Here is a 21,841-nt window from a genome sequence, read left to right as displayed (position 1 = left end):
TAATACAAATGATTAATATTATCAAATTTATTTGTATTTATAGGAAGATGGTGGAATGCTATGCATTATTCTAAGCCGTATCAGAAACGTTTACTTACTGGTGCAGTCATGAGTTGGATGGCTTGTTCTTGGTATCTACTTGGTGGATTAGCACCTGTACAGGCAGAAGGATCTGTGTTTGTTACAGCAGATCGTGCACAAGAAGAAGCAAAATATAACTCTCAACAAGTGCAAATCATTACTAAAAAAGATATTGAACAAAAGCAGGCTAAATCTGTGGAAGATATCGTATTTACACAAGCTGGTGTAAGTCGTACAGTGGACAGCATGGGTCGTGTCGGTGTATCGATTCGTGGCGCTGAACCTCGTCATACATTAATTCTTGTAGATGGACAGCCAGTGATGGGTGAATTTGCAAAGTACCAAGGTCAAGGTGATGAATTACAACGACTAGGTACAGAAAACGTTGAACGTATAGAAATTATCCAAGGCGCAGCCAGTGCAAAATATGGATCCGATGCCATTGGTGGTGTTATCAATGTCATCACGAATAAACCAAATAAAAATGCGAATATCCGCATCAATGGTGAAAGTATTCGTTCCCGTGGCGATCAAGGTTTGTTCCCATATAGTAACTTCTTTATGCGTGCTGACTCTGGACAACAAGGCAAATTACGTGTGAATATTCATGGTAGTAAACGTGATATCGTTCCTGTATATGCAGCGAGAGAAAGAAAAGAAGTTCCATTTGGTAATGCAGCTGTCAATGAACAATTTCCTAAAAATTCCTTACGGTATTACGGAACAAACTCCAATTTAGGATTGTCTGCGATTTATGATGTGAATCAAAATAATTCGTTTACATTTACAACCGACCGTTATAACGAAGATTTAGAACGTTTTGTAAAACGTACAAACTCTGAAGATGAACCACAAGTTCATTACAAACGTGATTTAGATAGAAATAAAAGTAACCTTTCCTATGCAGGACAAGATGAAAAAAGCAATTGGAAGGTTGAATTAAACTATACTCGTACGAAAGAAGATGATGTAACCTTAACAAGCGAGTATGGTCGCAGTAATTATGAAGGTAAAAACACATTGAACTATGTGGACAATGTGGACCATAAACAATGGAGCTTTAATATCACTGGAGACACTCAAGCCAACGACAATCACTTACTTTCTTATGGTTTTGGATATACTACTGAAAGTGGCGAAGGTAGCCGTCTAAAAAGTGCACCTCATACATGGGTTAGAAATATTGATCCATGGGACTATGATAAAAGTTTAGCTGTAAAACATGGTAAACCAGAGAGTACAATCTATCGTCATTCTTTCAAAGAAAATGAAGAAGGCGTATTACGTTGGGATAAAGAAAAAGAGTGGTATGGTTATGATCATACAGATAAAACAAGTATACCAGAATTTACCTATGAAGATTTCAAAAACTATCTTGACCCAGAAGCAGGATTAGATCCAGCTGCATTCCATGGACTTGTGTATAACTCTGGATATACACCAAACAATATGGAATCCCGTAATCCAGAAGCATTGAAACGATTCAAGGCATTCAACGATAAATTAAATGAAATTCCGTACAATAAAGAACTGATTGCTAAATATGGCCCAGGTCATCAAGGAACTGAAACAATTGATGGGGTCAAACCACCTGTAATTAATAAAGATTATTTAGCTTTATTCTATTACATGGAAGATCCGTCTTTCAAAATTGTACAACCTCAATTTAATGGCGGTCATTTCAAAGATGAATACAATAAACGTATCAATCAACAAACCATGGGTAGTGCAAGATTACGGAAACAGCACTTCTTCTTGCAAGACACATGGCAAATCAACAAGGATACTCTGTTACAACCAATTGTACGTTTAGATCATAGTGATTTATTCGGATCTCATATGACGTTCAATATGGGGGTTACACACAATGTAGGTGGCAATGCCCATCGTCGCTTGAAAGCCAATGTTGGTACTAGTTATACAGAGCCAGGTATGGGTGAATTATACTATAACTGGGAAATGTTTGGACCTACGGTAACGAATGTGGCTCCATTGTCTGGTGGACGTGCTCGTTTAGGTTGGTATTGGATTGGCAACCCAACATTAAAACCTGAAAAGTCGAAAAATATAGATATTTCCTTTGAAGGAGAAAATAAAAATACCTATATGAAATTGACGGCTTTCCGCAATCAAATCCGCAACTATATGACCATTGCCAATACTGGACATTTAATGGATTTCTATCCATATCTTGATGAAAGTACTTATTTTGGTGCTACCAAATATGCTCATGCTCCAGATATGCTATATACATTCCGCAACATCGGTAAAGCTCGTGTCAATGGTGTTGAACTAGAAGTGAAACAACGGTTGAATGACCATGCGAAATTGAAAGTAGGGTATACATATTTAGATGCAGTGAATAAAACAAATCCAGATATGCCAAAACGATTGTTGGACAAACCAATGCATAAACTCGATTTAGGTTTGGAATTAGAAGATAAAGTAAGTGGCTGGAGTGGTAATATTTGGACAGATTATTACTATGGTATGTTAGATAGTAACTCTGTTGCTGGTGGTGGTAACTATATTACATCACAGGTAAATCCAGAAAATAACGATAAGTCTATTATCACCTACGAGTTCAATACGAAAAAAACAGCGGATATGTACAAGAAGAAAACCTATGGTATTTGGAATATGATTGTACAGAAAAAAATCGATAAAGATTCCCTTGTGTACTTTGGCATGAACAACCTATTCAACCATCGTGATGATGATCGTGCTCTACAAGGACGTCAGTTCCGATTTGGTATGAACTTAAAATTTGGTTCCGATGGAACTAGCACTTCCAAACATACAGATGCTAAGGCTGTAGCAATGAATGGAACAACTCCAATCACTGAAGCTTCTGTATCGAAAGCTCAAGAATCTCTAACGCCGTTAGTATTAGAATCTCAATTTGATCAAAGTCGAGAAAAAGGTGCTACTGTAGTGGGAGATATCCGCTTTGGTGGTGACAGTCATTTAGGCAGTGATCGACCAGCGAACCGTGTGACAGCAGTAAGTTCAATTAGTGATGGAGCATTGAAAAACTTACAAGATAAAAATGAACATGGCTTCCATAGTCGCTTACGCTTAGGTGTTGATGCTCGTGTGGGCGATCATACGAATGTGAAAGTAGTCGCTACAGCACAAGGTCAAGAAGGCGTCGATGCATCCCATGTCACAACTGGGTCTAAAGGACTTTCTCATAGTCGTTTGGAAACATTAGATGTCACTAACCATCATGCTAAATGGGACTTTAGTGTCGGTCGATTGACTGAGAAATTTGGTATGACTGGCTATTGGTTTAATAAGGAATTTGATGGACTACGCAGTGTTTGGACTAGTGATAAAGACCAATTGCGTATTGGTTATGGTGACTTCCGTCATAGTACAGGTATTGAAGATTCTGCATATACCCATGCAATTTTCACTAAATTCAAACGACCTCCAACTGTTGATGAATTCGTAGGAACAACTTTTGATTACACGGGTCTTTCTGAAGAAGAGAAAAAATTAGTAGGTGGTGCAAAAGTTGAAAAAGTGGTGAAAGATGCACCAAATACAATTAATTTCTATCAACAGTTAAAAGCTTTACAAGGGGATTACAAATCACTAAGTGACAAAAAAGAAGAGTTTGCTAGTGATCTTGCTACCTTAAAAGACGAAATGGACAATGAATACATTGCCGACACACCTGAAAAGAAAGAGCAGTATCGTAAAGATATTGAAGCTAAAACGAAAGAACTTGAAGAAGTAACTGCTAAACTAGATGCCAATATCGATGCCCAATATGATGTAGTAGCACGTATGCAAGAGATTGTCCTTAAAGCATATGGACATGATAAAGGCTTTAAGAAATATAATGTAGCTAAAAAGGCGGATGAAGAAATTACGGTTCCGATTAAGTTGCCGGATATTGAATTTAGATATACTGGTACATCCATTCATCATGATGAAGATGAGGATACAGATTATGAAGATCCAGTGGATTCTAACACATTTTATACAAAACCTAAGGCCAACCCAAGCGGTGCAAACCTAGATAATCCACTATTTAAATTGAAAATTTCTGATTCGGCTGTAATGGGTAAAGATAGAAAAGAATATCTCAAAAAATGGTTTGAATCCAATAAAGAAGAAATCATTAAGGCCTACAAAGAACGAGCAATGGAAATAGCTAAAAACTCGGTAGGTGAACATGGTACAGTGAAAGATATTACCTTTAAAGATGAAGATTTAGCTAAAGCTGGTGATGCATTATACGAAATGAACTATTTAAATGTAGGCACACCAGGTGAATCTACGATCTCGAAAACGTATCAATCAGGCATGTATCCATACCTTGTAGCACAGTATTTCAATGAAATAGTAAGTGCTTTAGAGGCTACAGATGGTCATAGTAAATTACCACGAGAAGCATTTATTCCATATACAGGTGCTATTATTCCAGCGGAAGGTATCGTACTACAACGTGATGTAATTCCACCGATTAAACGAGCAGGATACGTACAATTACGCCATATGGTAGGTAAACAATTAGGCCTTACTGCGTGGTACTTGCGTTCTATGGGTAATGATACAAACACGGTGCAATTTGCTAGTGGTTTAGGCACTTCTAGTACGACTTTCAAAGGAGTGGCTAATGTAATCGGTATTGGGGCAAAATATAGTGCAGGTAATGCATCTGTATCCTTTGACTATGGTCAAAACAGAACTGACTTTGGTCGTTTTATGAATGGACGTACCGTGTATAACTATGTTCCAGGTAGTATCAACTTTACACCAACTGGCCGTGCTATGGGTGGAAATCCAAGCTTCTGGGTAGTACGTTTTGATATTGGTCAATCCGACTATAAACGTGCAGGTAGTTGGAATGGTTTTATCGATTATAAACGATTTGATCATGGCTCATTCTTTGGTGGTAATGGCAGTGGTTCTGTGCCAGATCGTTACCTAGACGGCATTAGTAGCTTTACTGTAGGTGGTGGTTACGTGCCTCGTAAAGATTTCTTATTAGAAGCATTCTACACATTTGATGCAAAAGCGACTGGACAACGTGATACATTGTATGGTGGAGAAAACTTTAAACTAGGAAATTATACAAGAATTCAAGGAACATATAAATTCTAATACTATCTTATTCTATACATCCATGATGTAATGTAAAAGATTATTTATAATGCCTAATGAGTGCGTATTTAGTGCTCATTAGGCATTTTATGTATTGACACTCATGTAATCTTAAAATAGGAAGGACTATAATTCTCTTTAATGGATCACCATAAAAGAGTGTGTAATGGTTATACGTATATAGGTAGACTTATATGTACCCTTTGTTGAGCGATAGAAATATATGCTAATAAACCTAATTTATATGCGTAGTACATTATAAAAATGAGAAATATTTACAAAAAATATAACTAAATGGGCTAATTGAAAACGTTTCGGAGTGGATTTGATAGATAAATTAGTATAAAATAAAAGCAAAATGATATTTTTTGTCATTTGTGTTATTATTTGTGTTAATTTTTTTGTATGTAGGAGTAGATTGCAATGACGACAAATCGTAGAAAGCAACAAAAATACTTCATGCTATCATGTGCGATTGCTACATGGATAGCGCTACCAGGTTTAATGTATTCTAACTCAGTACAAGCTGAGGGATCTGTATATGTTACAGCTGATAGAGCTCATGAAGAGGCTAAATATAACTCACAACAAGTGAGCATTATTACTAAAAAGGATATCGAGCAAAAACAAGCTAAATCAGTAGAAGATATCATTTTCACTGAAAGCGGCGTATCAAAAACTGTGGACTCCATGGGTCGTGTAGGTGTGTCCATTCGTGGTGCAGAAGCACGTCATACTTTGATTTTAGTAGATGGACAAGCCGTACTAGGTGACTTGGCTAAATTTAGTGGTGCAGCAGATGAAGTTATGCGCTTAGGCACAGAGAACGTAGAACGTATTGAAATCGTACAAGGTTCTGCTAGCGCTAAATATGGTTCTGATGCTATTGGTGGTGTTGTTAATATTATCACTAAAAAAGCGGCTAAAAAACCAACTATCCAAATCAATGGTGAAGGATCTCGTGCAAAAGGTGGAGAAACTGGCTATGGTAATACTAATTTCTTCTTGCGCGCCGATTCTGGACAAATGGGGAAAGTTCGTGTAGCTATTTCTGGTAGTAAACGTGATATTTTACCAGTATATGCTACAAAAGAAAGAAGAGATACAGGTGATAAGTTAGAAGGCGACTTTAAACCTAATGCACTTCGTTTCTACGGTGATACTTCTGATATTGGCTTTAATGGTATTTATGATATCAATAAAGATCATAATATTCAGGTACGTTTAAATCGTTTTACAGAAGACTTACAACGGGATGTTAAAAATAGTACATCACCAATGGAGCCTCAACGTCATTTCAAACGTGATAGTAACCGTAATACCTTAAATATGATCTGGAATGGTCGTGGTGGTTCCAGCGATTGGAAATTAGAATTGAATCATTCTCGCATCAATGAAAATGATGTTTCTTTAATTAACTATGTTGGTCGTTCCCAATATGAAGGTAAAAACGAATTACGTTATATTGATGATGTAGACCATCGTCAAACAGATATCCGCTTCAATGCAAACTCTGCGATCGGGGATAAACACACCTTAAGCTGGGGTATTGCACAAACTAAAGAAACAGGTTCTGGTAGTCGACTAAAAAGTTCTCCTAATGTAAAAACTCGTTATATTGATCCATGGGATTATGATAAAAATTTATTAGTAGCAGGCGTGGACCGTTTAGAACGTCGACCTGGTGATAATAGTTTACGTGTTTATTCTCATATCCATGATTATAAGTTTAAACCAAGTAAAGATGGTTTACCAATCTGGGATAAAGATTATGAATACTATGGTGCAGAAAAAGAAAGTGATATTCCACCGATTACCTATGAATACTTCCGTGACCATAAATTAGATGATCCTGTTAAAACAACAGATCCATCCTCTTGGTACAATAACTTAACAGATTTTGGTGTAGATGATGAGCACTGGGCAAAAATTCGTGATTTCAATGATGCATTAAAAAAAGAAAATAATATAAATGGATCATCGGTATATGTGAAATACTTTACCCAAGGGGAATCCTTAGATCCAGCAGAGCGTGCGAAAGCCCCAAAATATAAAGGTGTTAAGTTCCTAGAAAAATACCGTGAACGTGAACAACGCATTACGGAAGGCGAAGGTAGTATTAAGAAAAGTAATTACTACTTATCTGATGCATGGCAAGTGAATAAAGATTTATTAGTTCAACCAACGCTTCGTATCGATAAGAGTAGTTTATTTGGTTCTCATGTATCTTGGAACTTAGGTGCCACCTATAATGTAAACTCCAATGCTCATCGTCGTTTAAAAGCCAATGTAGGTACTGGTTATTCTGAACCTGGCATGGGTGAATTATGGTATAACTGGCAAATGTTCGCATCCAATCCAGTAGCGCAAGGCGTTGCAAAAATGGGATGGTACTGGGCAGGTAATCCAAACTTAAAACCAGAAACATCTAAAAATATTGACATTAGTTTTGAAGGAGAAGGTAAAAATGATTACGCTCGCATTGGCGTTTTCCAAAACCGTATTCGTAACTATATGTCCGTATACTTTACAGGAGAATTACAAGACTGGGCACCACAATTATCAAAACAAGATAAATGGATGCAAGCACCAGATTTAATTTATAGCTTTAAAAATATTGGTAAAGCAAAAATTACTGGTTTACAATTAGAATGGAAACATAAATTTGGTTCTAAATGGAGCACACGTTTTGGCTGGACTCGCTTGCAAGCGTTGAATCAATCTGATCCTACAATGCCGGCCCATTTATTAGACCGTCCAACTAATAAAATCGATTTCGGTATTACTTATGAAACTAAGAAGTGGAATGCACAACTGTGGGCAGACTATTATCATAAAATGCTTGATAGTAATACACAAAAAAATCGTTCTAACTACTGGATTAGTGGTATTGATTCTGATAGTGCCATCTATAATGTATCTAATGAGTACGAAGAAAAATCATTTGGTACATGGAATGCCATGGTACAACGCAAATTTGGCAACGATTCATTAGTATACTTCGGTGTTAACAACATCTTTGATCATCGTGATGATGATAGAGCTACTCAATCTCGTGTATATCGTTTTGGTGTTAACCTTAAATTCGGTGCAGGTGGAGATAGTAAAGCACAAGATGCGAAAACGCAAAATCCTGCAGCAACAAATGGTGTAAATAGTACAACTCCTATTACAAAAGTTCATGTAGATAAAGCTATAGCGACTGTGAATGGCGATGATATGGGACGTGAGCATCACTTCTTAGAAAGACCATTTGATGCCAAGAAAGAAAAAGGAACTGAATTTATTGGCGATTACCGTGCACGTTTAATGGCACATGGTGGTTCTGAACGCCCACAATCCTTGTACACAAGTACTGCATATGTAGGAAATGCTGAATATAATTTAAAAGATCAAAAAGAACATGGGTTAGAACAACGTATTCGTTTTGGTGTAGATGCAAGAATCAATGATACTACTAATGTGAAAGTTCTTGCTAGCGCTAGTGGAAATCACTCTGTAGATACAACTTCTACTACAGTTCAATCTAAGGGCCTAAATAAACAACGGTTAGAAAATTTAGATGTAACGAATACGAATGGACATTGGGATTTCTCTATTGGTCGTTTACATGAATCTATGGGCACAACAGGATACTGGTTTAATAAAACATTTGATGGAGTTCGTGCTGTATGGACGGACCAAAGAAGTCAATTCCGCACAGGTATTGGTTCCTTTAAAGCAAGCACTGGTATTACAGACTCTTCCTATAATCACAGTACGTACGCTACATATTTTAGAGCACCAACATTGGATGAATTTATTGGATTAAATAGTCAATTATATAATACGTTCAATGAAGGTATGTATGGAAATGAGTGGAAGACTCCGATTGAGGAAAAAGATGGAAAAAGAGTTCCTCAAAAAGGATCTTTTATGGAAAGATACTTAAATGACTTTAAAGGTAAGAACGAAAATTTATTTTTTGTAGAGCAATTGAGCGATATAGAAAATACAATGTCTAACTTATCAGAAGAAGAACGAGCTGCAAAACGTACTGAGATTGTACAGCGCATGGCTGAGATTGTTGGTAAAGCATATCCAGAATTAGCTAACTCTACTCACTTAGCATATAGAACTGAAAAGCCTGGAAAAGTTATAAATATCATGTATGAAGTAGAAGACGCCAATGGTACAAAGGCATACTTAATGGCTCAAATGGATTCTTATTCATCTGGTGGAAAATTTACGCCATATACTATTAATAAAGATGAAGCAGAAGATCGAAAAGCTGTTAAAAGAGAGAAAAACGAAATCTTAAAAGAGTTGTATGGTAAACCATTAGAGTCTGTTAATTCAAAATTTGCCGCAAGTTTGGGAGATCCAACGTTATTAACCAAGGAATACATTGATAAGAATAAAGCAAAATTAGAAGAAGGATACAAGGCTGCTGCAGAATGGGCTGCACGTAAACAATGGCTTGAAGATAATGAATATTCCTTAGACTCACGTGATGACAAAATAAAATATTTTGATAACTATACTCTTACTGATGATGGATATTATAAAAAAATATCTTCAAGCGCTCCTGAAGCGAAAAAACTTGATAATCCAATTAAAGAATATAAATTTAAAAGAGTTGTGAAAATATTTGAAAAAGGAGACTACGTATCTGGTAAAGGCAGTAAAATGAATGATGTTGATATTGCCGAAACATTAAAATCTGCGAATTTTGCGACAACAACCAGTGATTATACCGAAGGCAAAATGGAGTTTTTCCCAGAACTATATTTGAGAGAATTAATTAGAGTATTAAGATCTTCTGAACAAGGAAATACTTTGCCTAGGGCAGCTCTCGAAAAAGTAATTGGAAAACCAATTAAAGTGACTGGATTAAAACTTGAACGTGATACAATACCTGCAATTGATAGAGCCATTTTTGCACAATATAAAACACAAGTTAACCCTCGTTTAGGTTTGCAAGCATGGTTCTTACGATCCTTGAACAATAATGCCCATTCCATGCAAGCCGGTCATGTGAAAACTAAGATGGTAACTCATACAGGTATTACGGGATATAATACAGATTGGGCTGGAGATATCAATCCAGATGATCCTATTTATGGAGATGTAACATCTGAAGTTCCAGACTTTACTAATGATACATATACATCAAAACGCTTGGCTAATATCTTTGCCATCGGTGCACAATATCAAGTCGGTGATAACGCTCTTATCTCCTTAGATTATGGTTTCAACCGCAGTGATTTCGGTCGCTATATGAACGGACATACAAACTTTGATCATGTACGAAATACAGCTGACTTCACAGTAAAAGGTCACTCCATGGGCGGTACTCCACACTTCTGGACAGCTCGTCTCGACATCGGTCAATCTGACTACACAAGACCTGGTAGCTGGAATGCCTTCATGGATTACAAATACTTTGCTCATGGTTCCTTCTTCGGTGGCAATGGTACAGGTGCTGTGCCAGATCATTACTTAGATGGTATCCGTAGCTTTACATTGGGTGGTGGCTATGTTCCTCGTAAAGACTTCTTGGTAGAAGCATTCTACACATTCGATGCAAAAGGTATTGGACAACGTGATACATTATATGGTGGAGAAAACTTTAAATTAGGTAACTACACTCGTATCCAAGGTACGTACAAGTTCTAAGATAAAGGAATAGAAATCTTATAGATATTAGACTATGCCTGTATATAACTACATAGGAAGATAGGCTGGCATTCAGTACATCATGATACACCATAGAGGATAGTTAACGATGCAAGTTAGCTATCCTCTATTACCATGTTCTGTGCAAAAGTAGGGGAACATAGGACTGTAATCTATCTAGTGGCAAGGAATATTCTCTGCGTATCCTAAATTACATTGAGATACAACGACTACATTGCTATAAAAGACTACATTGCTATAAAAGATTACATTGAGAAGCAAAGATTGTCTGTTATAGAACAAAAAATGCATTGGAATGGAAAAAGCAATTTATTTTAATCAATGATTGCATTGGAATGCAAACTTAGGTCAAATGATAGTGAAGATTGCATCCTGATGTATTTTTGTGATATAACAAGATATTCTATAAGAGAATACAAAAACGTGCTGGAATGGCTGATAGAATAGGTATTTTTAAAATATTTTGTTGATGAAATGATAATAAAATGAGATAATACACATATAGATTGTAAGTTATAAGAAGGAGGTATTTATGGCAACGTCAAGTTTTTTAACAGAGTTTAAGTTTGATAAAACGGCAACAAATAAAATTTCTAAAATATTTGATGAAAATAAAAAATTGAATATTCCTTCGGATTTTGAGGTTGAACGCATAAGCAAAGAGGATATTCCAAAATTTTTAAATATGGAGGAATAAATGAAATATAAGCTTCTACAGTTGTGTGATATTTTATCTAATAAAAATGTATGCGAGAATCTGTTTAATAGATTTTCGTGTCCCATTAATGCTGATGTGGAAAATTTTTTGAAAGATAAAGCTGTTGAATATGAAAGAAAAAATTTGTCTCGTACATATTTTGTTTTCTATGATGATGGTGACACACATATATTAGTGGGATATTTTTCATTAGCTTTAATTACTATAGATGTGTCGTCTAATGTTTCTCGTAGTGTTATTAGAAAGATTTCTGGTAACGAAGGGAAAAAACAGTGCGTGGTTTTATTGCTTGGACAGTTAGGAAAGAATCAAAAAGATGGTATTCATAGAAAAAAACTAATAACTGGAAAACAATTACTAGGTATAGCTCAAAATATTATAAGGGATATTCAATATAAAATCGGCGGAAGAACATTATTAGTAGAATGCAAAGATTGTAGTGCTTTACGTAATTTTTATGAAGAATGTGGATTTAAACTGGTTAATAAAAGTTTAAATGAAGATTTGCTTAGATATTTTATATCTATTTAAGAAGATTGAGAAAATATGATGATATACAGGCTGATTTGTGTATCATCATTTTTTGTAGTTAATCTTGAGAATCAGAATAAAAACATACTACCTGAATTGAAATAATGCTTATCTCGTGATGGCATTAATTATCATAAATAAATGTTTCAGAATATGTATAATATAGGGGTGACAAGTGAAAGAAACAGTAACAAAAGAAGTACAAGAATCAACGGGTGTGATTCGTTATATTTGGATTGTATTAGGTGCTATTAGCTTTGGCTTAGGATCTTTAGGGGTTGTATTACCTTTATTGCCAACGGTACCGTTTTATTTATTCGCTGTATTTTGTTTTGCTAGAGGTTCCAAGCGATTCCATGAGAAGTTTGTAAACTCTAAGCTGTATGCAAACTATGTGGAACCGTTTAAGAATAAAAGAGGAATGCCACTGCGCACTAAGATTAATATTTTAGTGTCTGTGTCGATTTTATTAGGCATTGGTGCTTATGGTATGCGCAATATGCCGGTCGCTTTGTATGTTATGGGGGCTGTATGGATAGGTCATGTCATTGCCCTTGCGTTTATTGTGAAGACGGCGCCACCTGATGCTAAAGCAGAGCAATAGTTATTTTAGTAGTAGTGCAAGTTTATCATGTTTGTATTTTACTGAATATGATGTACACATACAGATAGAATAGTTGTATTAGCCAAATCATGAATGAATTTTCATTGTGATTTGGCTTTTGTTGTGTTGGGTGTATGTGGTATAGTAGTAGCAACGTTTAAATATAACTTGCGTCATTGGGTGTACTGGTAGAAAGTTATGTTACAGAATCTATCATTACCATACATAGTGAGTATTATGAAGTATACACTAAGGATGATTCAATCTACTTGATGACATATGCATTTATTGTTAAAATGCTTGTAGCAATACATAGTTGTGTATATGTATAGATTATAATTAGGAGCGGAATACTATGAAATCAAAACAACAACAAGGCCCTATACAAGGAGATCGATGTGGTATCTGCGTTCCTATTGTAGGACCTAGTATCGAGGAGATTCTTTCACAGGTACAAGAGGCCGTGCAAGCGAAGGTGGACCTTATCGAGTTGCGCCCTGATATGTGGATGAAAAATTCCCATATATCTGAGGAAGCGTACATATCCACAATAGTAAATTTGGTAGAAGAAGTGCATTCTAAATATGAAAAGATGCCTATGTTGTTTACATGGCGTACCTTAGCTGAGGGCGGAGAAACACCTTTAAGTAGTGAGAATTACTGTAAACTATTACAAGCAATTGTGGATCAAAATATAGTAGATGCTGTGGATGTGGAATTATTTGCCTATACAGATACAATGGGTCAAATTATCAAACAAGCCCATCATCAAGGGATTCAAACAGTAATGAGTTATCATAATTTCCATAAAACCTTGAATAGAGATACATTGCATCTCTATGCAGAACAAATGATATCTGCAGGAGCCGCAGTGATTAAGTTTGCCTTGATGCCAACTACGAGTGATGATGTACTTTCAGTGTTACAATTTACAAAGGAGTTAACTGAACAGTATCCACAATTGCCACGGATTACTATGTCTATGGGAAAATTAGGACAGATGACACGGACTTGCGGCCATGTGTTTGGAAATTGTTTGACCTTTGGTACACTGGGACAAGCATCAGCACCTGGACAGGTAAAGGTGGCGGTTTTAAAGCAATTTGTATAAGGCAAAAATCAACGTGATAGTAAAATTGTTTTATAATTACTATACTATGGCATCAAGAAGATTATTTTCTGCTGTTATGCATGGTAAGGAGTAGATATGAGATTATTAGTTTTTTCTGCGCATGTACATAGCTATAGAGACAACCTATAGGCTATACAGGATACTCCTATAAAAATTATAGAAAATTGTTATTATTCAGTAGACAAATGTATCTTAGTATGATAATATTTGATACATAATTTAATACTCGCCTAATAAACCGATGAGGTGGAGATAAAAATAGAACGTGCACTTCCAGAGAGTGGGGGTAGCTGAGAGCCCCGCAGAACGCAGTCTATTAAATGGACCACCGAGGGTATGGGGAACGGACAATTGTCCTAGTATAGCATAACGTGTCATGAGCGTTAATCGTGAGGGATATGATAGTATCCTGCAAAGGGGAATGCATGCATTCAAACAAGGTGGTACCGCGATTTATATGAATCTTTCTGCGCATTCGTGCAGTTATTTGGCATATGAACTCGTCCTTGACATTTACGTCTAGGGCGAGTTTTTTTATTGCAGGAGGATTTATGAAACCATCATTAGAAAGCGTAAAACAATTAGGACAAGGATATGACATGGTACCGGTGTATGTGGAGTTATTATCGGACATTCGTACACCTATCTCCGTACTGAAAGCATTAAAAAAAGTGAGTGCGCACACATTCTTATTGGAAAGTGCAGATAACACCCATCACTGGGGGCGATATTCTTTCTTAGGATATAATCCATTGTTAGAAGTAACTTGTAAAAACCATACGATGATGATCAAAGGAGATATGACACGTACGTTCACATGTCATAATCCAGCGGAAGAGATTAGAAATATTTTAAGTCAATATAAAAGCCCTAGAGTAGAAGAGTTACCTACTTTTACAGGTGGATTTGTAGGATATTTCGCCTATGAATACATACGTTACATTGAGCCTACCTTAGATCAACATATTAGTGATACAGATACTAGTATGGTAAACGATGTAGATCTTATGCTCTTTGATAAAGTCATTGCTTTCGACCATTACAAAAATAAAATCTATATCATCGGTCATGTACGTACAGATGATATAGAACGGAATTATGAGCGAACTCAATTAGAATTACAAGCCTTGGCAGACTTGGTGAAAGATGGCGAAGAAGCTCATATCGAATGTGGTGCACTGGAAAGTGAATTCACCTCTGAGTTTACGTCCGAAGAATACCAAGAGGTGGTGCGAAAAACACAACATTATATAACAGAAGGTGATATCTTTCAAGCGGTCGTATCCAACCGTAGAGAAGCTAAGTTCAAGGGCAGTTTACTCAATGCGTATCGTGTACTAAGAACGATGAATCCATCTCCGTACATGTTCTATATGAGTGGTAAATCTGTAGAACTCACAGGGGCCTCTCCGGAAACATTGGTAAAATTACAAGATAGAAGTGTTTACACTTTCCCTATTGCGGGCACATTGCCACGGGGCAAGAATGAAGAGGAAGATAGAGCGCAAGAGGCTAAGTTAAGTAAAGATGAAAAAGAATTGGCAGAGCATAATATGTTAGTCGATTTAGGTCGTAATGATATTGGTAAAGTTTGTGAGTTTGGTTCCGTCCAAGTAGAAGCGTTACATCAACTTCAACGATTTTCTCATGTTATCCATTTAACAAGTACTGTGAAAGGAACTTTACGAGAAGAGTTTGATGCTTTAGATGCTATTGGCGCTACTTTGCCGGCAGGAACCTTATCGGGAGCTCCTAAAATTCGAGCCATTCAGATTTTACAAGAGTTAGAGAAAAGCCCACGTGGGGTTTACGGTGGTGCTGTAGGGTACTTAGATTTTTCTGGCAATATGGATGTGTGTATTGGTATTCGTATGGCTATGGCAAAAGAGGGAAGAGTCTTTGTTCGATCTGGTGGTGGCATTGTGCGAGATAGTGTGCCTGTAAACGAGTACAATGAAACAATTCACAAAGCACAATCTATGGTGACAGCCATCACATTGGCGCAGGAGGTGTAACATGGTATTACTTATCGATCATTACGATAGTTTTTCGTTCAATATATATCAATTAATCGGTTCTTTAGTGAAAGACATTAAAGTCATCCGCAGTGACGAAATGACAGTGAAAGAGATTCGAGAGCTTGCACCAGACTGTGTCATCCTTTCACCAGGAACTGGACGACCAAGAGATGCAGGTGTGTATGAAGAATTATTAGAAACATGCCAAGGTGAGTTTCCTATTTTAGGCATCTGCTTGGGGCATCAAGCAATGGGTGAAGTGTTCGGAGCTACCGTAGGGTATGCAAAAGAAGTGATGCACGGTAAACAAAGTGTGGCGACCCAATGTTATCCATCCATATTATGGAAAGATATTCCTCAAGAATTCCCAGTAGCAAGGTATCACTCCTTGGCGGTGTTGGAAGATACATTAGGAGATGAACTAGTGGTAACAGCTCGTACAGCAGATGGAGAAATTATGGCCATGGAACATAGAACGCATCCGATATATGGGGTGCAATTCCATCCAGAATCTATTTTGACACCGCAGGGAACGCAAATGGTTAAGAATTTCTTAGAACACCATAAGATTATATAAGGGAGAGATAGAGTATGATTCAACAAGCAATACGCCTCGTCACAGAGGGTCAAGATATGCCGTATGAAGTGGCAAAAGCAACGATGAATGCGATTATGAGTGGAGACGTACAGGAAGTGCCTATGGCAGCCTTTTTAGGGGGCTTACAAGCGAAAGGACCTAGCGTTACAGAGATTACAGCCTTTGCTGAAGTGATGCGAGAAAAAGCGGGGGCTGTACCACATGACACTACCGTAGTAGAAATTGTAGGCACTGGTGGAGATGGTAGTAGTACTTTCAACATTTCTACCACATCTGCTATCCTATTAGCTGCAGCGGGTATCCCTATCGCCAAACATGGGAATCGTAGTGTATCTAGTAAATGTGGTGCCGCTGATGTGCTAGAAGCATTGGGAGTGAAATTGGAACTTAATGGAGAGCAAAATAAAAAGGTCTTAGAAGAAGCAAATATTTGCTTTATGTTTGCTCCTGTTTACCATGAAGCTATGAAATATGCTGGACCTGTACGAAAAGCTATGGGTGTTAGAACAGTATTTAATATTTTGGGGCCTTTGGCAAACCCTGCAGGTGCTACGGTAGAACTTATGGGTGTGTACGATCGGTCCTTAGTGGAACCATTGGCACAGGTCTTGTCGAACTTAGGTGTGCATCGTGGTGCTGTCGTATATGGTAGTGATGGACTAGATGAAATTACTGCTACAGGCACTACGACAGTGTGCGAAATCAATCATGGCAGGTTCAAGACCTATGAACTAGATCCTAAGGATTACGGGTTTACTTATGCTGAACCAGATGAACTAGTAGGCGGTGATGCACAGGTAAATGCTGAGATTACACGCAATTTACTAGAAGGAAAAGATAGAAGCGGTCGTGCTACAGCAGTGATACTTAACGCGGGCATGGCGTACTATTTAGCCAAAGAGGGAGAGGTAACCTTAGAGAATGCTTTTAAAACGGTGCAAGAGTTATTGTATTCGGGTGCTGGAGCAGAGGCACTTTCAAAATTTGTGAAAGCATCACAAAATGCTTAATAGTAGGTTAGAAATAGAGATAGTTATGATATTAGATAAGATTGTAGCAGTTACTGAAAAACGGGTTCGTGACGCAAAAGCTAATTTATCCTTGTCAGAGTTGCAACAGCAAGTAGAAAGAATGCCTATTACGAAGGACTTTCCTTTTGAACAGGCATTACAAGAATTAGATTTTAATTTTATATGTGAAGTGAAAAAAGCGTCTCCATCAAAAGGGATAATTGCAGAAGATTTTCCCTATTTAGAGATAGCCAAAGAGTACGAAATGGCAGGGGCGGCCGCTATTTCCGTATTGACAGAACCAGACTTCTTTTTAGGGAGCCCACAATATTTACAAGATATTGCTGAAGCGGTACATATTCCTGTATTACGAAAGGACTTTATTATCGATGAATACCAAATCTATGAAGCAAAAGTATGGGGTGCCTCAGCTATATTACTCATAGCCGCTATCTTGGATAATGAAACAATGGCTCGCTTTCATAAGTTGGCAGATAGTTTGGGTCTATCTTGTTTGGTAGAAACTCACGATGAAGTGGAAGTGTTGCGAGCTGTGAATATAGGGGCCCGCATTATTGGTGTTAATAATCGAAACTTAAAAGATTTCACTGTGGATGTAAATAATAGTATTCGCTTACGTAATTTGGTGGATGATTCTGTAACTTTTGTTTCTGAAAGTGGCCTAGATACAGCCGCAGATATCCAACGGTTACGAGACAACAAGATTCACGCTGCACTTATGGGTGAAAGCTTTATGCGAACTAACGATAAAGTTGCAAAATTAGCTGAATTGTATGGACCTATCAGACCGAAATGTTCTATACATAATAATACAGAACGAGACAGGTTCGGAACAGAAGATACATCTAACATAGAGGTACCAAGTGCACCAACAGTAGATGAAGCTACTCAATCTAGCTATGAGGTAAAGGTCAAATTCTGTGGCATATCCCAAGAAGATACAGTTCCTGTATTACTGGACACACAACCAAACTATGTGGGTTTTGTTTTTGCACCGAGCAAACGACAAGTGACGGTAGAACAAGTCCAATCTATTACGAGAAGTTTGCAAGATAGCGTACACACTACAAGCGGTAACAAATGCTGCTCACGGGTAGGCGTATTTGTGAATGAAATGATACCTACTATTGTAGAGATTGCAAAGGCAGTACCACTTTCAGTAGTGCAATTACATGGGGATGAAACCATAGCATATATTGAATTATTACGAATTCACTTACAGGAAGAACAATTAGGATCCATTCAAATCTGGAAAGCTGTTCAAGTGCAAACAAAAGAGGATATTATGCAATGGGAACAAGCGCCTATCGATGGACTAGTAGTTGATGCGTATTCTAGGACAACTAGAGGTGGTACAGGTCAAACGGTAGATTGGTCACTGTTAGAAGGTATACAGATGCCGTACTATTTAGCAGGAGGCATTGGATTACACAATGTAGCTCGTGCCATTCGTCGACTGCAGCCTTATGGGCTCGACATGAGTAGTAGTCTAGAGACAAATGGGCAAAAAGATGTGAAGAAAATAAAATCTATGGCACAGATTATTAAAACAGTAACAAATAGATGCTAAGAAAATGAAAACTATGGAACAGATTGTTAAGATAGTAACAAGCAGATAAGGAGATAGAGTATGACAACACATCGCCATGGCTATTTTGGTGAATTTGGTGGACAATTCATGCCAGAAACGCTAATGAATGCCATCATTGAACTGGAAGCAGCCTATGAAATGTATAAAAATGATTCTGAATTTATTAAGGAATTAGAAGATTTACATGTGTCCTATACCGGACGTCCTTCTTTACTATATTACGCAGAACAAATGACAAAAGATTTGGGCGGTGCTAAAATTTATTTAAAACGGGAAGACTTAAATCATACAGGATCGCACAAATTAAATAATGTGTTGGGTCAAATGTTACTGGCTAAGCGAATGGGTAAAACGAGAGTGATTGCAGAAACGGGTGCCGGTCAACATGGTGTAGCCACTGCCACAGTGGCGGCGTTAATGGGCATGGAATGCGAAATTTTCATGGGTCAAGAAGACTGTGAACGACAAGCTTTAAACGTATACCGGATGGAACTATTAGGTGCTAAGGTGCATCCGGTTACTTCTGGAACAGGTACCCTGAAAGATGCCGTATCTGAAACGATGCGAGAATGGACCAATCGAATGGCAGACACCCATTACGTGTTAGGATCTGTTATGGGGGCTCATCCGTTCCCTATGATGGTACGTGACTTCCAGTCCATTATCAGTCGGGAAGCAAGAGATCAAATTTTAGAAAAAGAAGGTAAATTACCTGCTGCCGTATTAGCTTGTGTTGGTGGCGGTAGTAATGCCATTGGTATGTTCTATCACTTCATCCCTGATGAAGGGGTACAACTCATCGGTTGTGAAGCGGCTGGCAAAGGTATCAATACAGAAGAACATGCTGCCACAATGACAAAAGGTACAGTAGGTATTTTCCATGGTATGAAATCCTACTTCTGTCAAAATTCCTATGGACAAATCGCACCTGTATTTTCTATTTCAGCAGGTTTAGATTATCCAGGAATAGGTCCAGAGCATGCTTATTTGCACGATAGTGGACGTGCTCAATATGTGCCGATTACAGACGATGAGGCAGTGGATGCTTTTGAATATCTGTCTCGTATGGAGGGCATTATTCCAGCTATTGAAAGTGCTCATGCCGTAGCACATGCTATGCGATTGGCACCTACGTTAGGTCCTGATAAAAGTATCATCATTTGCTTATCCGGACGTGGTGATAAGGACGTAGCAGCTATGGCGAGATACAGAGGGGTGAACTTACATGAATAAGATAACAATAGCAGAGGCTTTCAGCAAGAAAGCATTTATCCCTTTCATTACAGCTGGTGACCAAGGGATTGATACCACAGAGAAATACATTCGTACTATGGCGAAGGCGGGGGCCAGTTTGATTGAAATTGGCATTCCTTTTTCAGATCCTGTAGCAGAAGGCCCTGTCATTCAAGATGCCAGTGAGCGCGCTCTATCCACAGGTATTACAACAGATGATATCTTTGATATGGTAAAACGTTTGCGCACCGGTACAGAGCCGTTGACCATACCACTTGTGTTCATGACCTATCTGAACCCTATCTATGTGTATGGTGTTGAAAGTTTCATGACACGCTGTGAAGAAGTGGGTATCCAAGGTATTATTGTGCCAGATTGTCCGTTGGAAGAAAAACAAGAACTAGCTCATCAAGCGAAAACTCATGGAGTTTCTTTGATTTCCTTAATTGCACCTACCTCAGAGCAACGGATTGAGGAGATTGCTAGTCAAGCAGAGGGCTTTGTATATTGTGTGTCATCTCTTGGTGTAACAGGTATGCGCAGTGATATCAAAACAGACCTTGCTAGCATTGTACAACAAATTCGTCAATACACAGATATTCCAGTGGCAGTTGGTTTTGGCATTTCCACCCCTGACCAAGCAAGAGCAATGGCTTCACTATCTGATGGTGCCATCGTAGGTAGTGCTATTGTGAAACAAATAGGTGAATGGGGATCTAAAGGAGAAAAAGAATTATATAACTACGTTCGTTCTATGGTAGAAGCTGTGGGTAACTAATAGTAATGCATTCTAAGATAATGCATATGTATAATAGAGTTACGTGCTGATACTATTTTTTATATCATATTCTGTTATTTACGATGTCTTTTGAATAGCTGTGCAAGAAGTTTCTCTTGTGCAGCTGTTTTATATGTAAGAGAGTTAATTGCTTCTTCATGTATGTTTAAAGAATATAGTATGTAGTTCATAAAAATGTTATGGTAACATGCTTTGATATACTGTATACTTAATACTATACATAGTTCTTAACAGGAGACATAGGGTATGGAAAAAACAAGTATTGGCGTTGGGCGTGCTGCATTACATGTGGCTATCTCTGAAAGTCGCACCGAAGAGATGGCATTGCGGAAAGAGTTTGAAGTGCAGGGGATTCGTACGTGTGCTGTGGATTTTGGAGGAGCTTTCACAGAGATAATTCCTAAAATCATTGAACGGGCTGTGGTAGCAGCGGATCGACAAGGGTTGATTCAAGATGACCATGTCAGTAAGGGAGCTGTTGTGGGTGCTACAGCACAAGCCTTAGAGCAAATCAAAAATAAATGTGTCGGTCTCAATGTAGGCGGTAAAGTAGGAATTGCACGTAGCCAAGAACATCTAAGTGTAGCTATTTATTTAGGTGTTGGCGTATTGCATTTAGATGAGATTGCTGTGGCTATGGCACATCGAGCTGTACCAAGTATGTAGTGGTGCTATAAATTTTACAGTATTTTTGGTATAATGTTCTTT

The 21,841-nt window shown here is 37.7% G+C and carries 13 protein-coding genes; all 13 read left to right on the top strand.

Annotation, left to right across the window (positions count from 1 at the left end):
• Window positions 1-60 precede the first annotated feature (60 nt).
• The 13 genes from EO121_RS07665 (at window position 61) to EO121_RS07610 (ending at window position 21,799) form a co-directional block, all read left to right on the top strand.
• A complete protein-coding gene (locus EO121_RS07665; RefSeq protein ID WP_240629411.1) occupies window positions 61-5,199 on the top strand; it encodes a TonB-dependent receptor domain-containing protein in 5,139 nt (1,712 codons plus the stop codon).
• A 423-nt stretch (window positions 5,200-5,622) separates the two neighbouring features.
• The gene (locus EO121_RS07660) at window positions 5,623-10,857 is read left to right on the top strand and encodes a TonB-dependent siderophore receptor (RefSeq protein ID WP_127167216.1); all 5,235 of its coding nucleotides are present in this window, start codon (window positions 5,623-5,625) and stop codon (window positions 10,855-10,857) included.
• Window positions 10,858-11,410: 553 nt separating this feature from the next.
• Window positions 11,411-11,575, top strand: coding sequence for a hypothetical protein (locus EO121_RS08675; RefSeq protein ID WP_164725895.1), 165 nt, complete (start codon window positions 11,411-11,413; stop codon window positions 11,573-11,575).
• Window positions 11,576-12,127: a hypothetical protein gene (locus tag EO121_RS07655; protein WP_127167214.1), complete on the top strand. Its 552-nt coding sequence runs from the start codon at window positions 11,576-11,578 to the stop codon at window positions 12,125-12,127.
• 175 nt (window positions 12,128-12,302) lie between these two features.
• Entirely contained in the window at window positions 12,303-12,731 is a 429-nt protein-coding gene (locus EO121_RS07650) for a YbaN family protein (protein WP_127167212.1), read from the top strand.
• A gap of 355 nt (window positions 12,732-13,086) precedes the next feature.
• Window positions 13,087-13,842, top strand: a complete 756-nt coding sequence (gene aroD / locus EO121_RS07645) for a type I 3-dehydroquinate dehydratase (RefSeq protein WP_127167210.1) — start codon at window positions 13,087-13,089, stop codon at window positions 13,840-13,842.
• 572 nt (window positions 13,843-14,414) lie between these two features.
• The gene (trpE, locus tag EO121_RS07640; protein ID WP_127167208.1) at window positions 14,415-15,878 is read left to right on the top strand and encodes an anthranilate synthase component I; all 1,464 of its coding nucleotides are present in this window, start codon (window positions 14,415-14,417) and stop codon (window positions 15,876-15,878) included.
• 1 nt (window position 15,879) lies between these two features.
• Complete coding sequence (locus EO121_RS07635) at window positions 15,880-16,458, top strand: aminodeoxychorismate/anthranilate synthase component II (RefSeq protein WP_127167206.1); 579 nt, start codon at window positions 15,880-15,882, stop codon at window positions 16,456-16,458.
• Window positions 16,459-16,472: 14 nt separating this feature from the next.
• Window positions 16,473-17,489 carry an anthranilate phosphoribosyltransferase gene (gene trpD, locus EO121_RS07630; RefSeq protein WP_127167204.1) on the top strand — a complete coding sequence of 339 codons (1,017 nt, stop codon included), beginning with the start codon at window positions 16,473-16,475 and terminating at the stop codon, window positions 17,487-17,489.
• Window positions 17,490-17,514: 25 nt separating this feature from the next.
• Complete coding sequence (gene trpC / locus EO121_RS07625; RefSeq protein ID WP_127167203.1) at window positions 17,515-19,080, top strand: indole-3-glycerol phosphate synthase TrpC; 1,566 nt, start codon at window positions 17,515-17,517, stop codon at window positions 19,078-19,080.
• A gap of 60 nt (window positions 19,081-19,140) precedes the next feature.
• On the top strand, window positions 19,141-20,334 hold the full coding sequence (gene trpB / locus EO121_RS07620; protein ID WP_127167202.1) for a tryptophan synthase subunit beta: 1,194 nt from the start codon (window positions 19,141-19,143) through the stop codon (window positions 20,332-20,334).
• The gene (trpA, locus tag EO121_RS07615; protein WP_127167200.1) at window positions 20,327-21,112 is read left to right on the top strand and encodes a tryptophan synthase subunit alpha; all 786 of its coding nucleotides are present in this window, start codon (window positions 20,327-20,329) and stop codon (window positions 21,110-21,112) included. Before trpB ends, trpA begins: the two co-directional genes overlap by 8 nt.
• A gap of 267 nt (window positions 21,113-21,379) precedes the next feature.
• On the top strand, window positions 21,380-21,799 hold the full coding sequence (locus EO121_RS07610) for a HutP family protein (RefSeq protein WP_127160903.1): 420 nt from the start codon (window positions 21,380-21,382) through the stop codon (window positions 21,797-21,799).
• The last annotated feature ends 42 nt before the right edge of the window (window positions 21,800-21,841 follow it).

This window comes from Veillonella sp. CHU732 (assembly GCF_003992085.1).
GTDB lineage: Bacteria > Bacillota > Negativicutes > Veillonellales > Veillonellaceae > F0422.
This window is presented reverse-complemented; position numbering and strand designations above follow the sequence as displayed.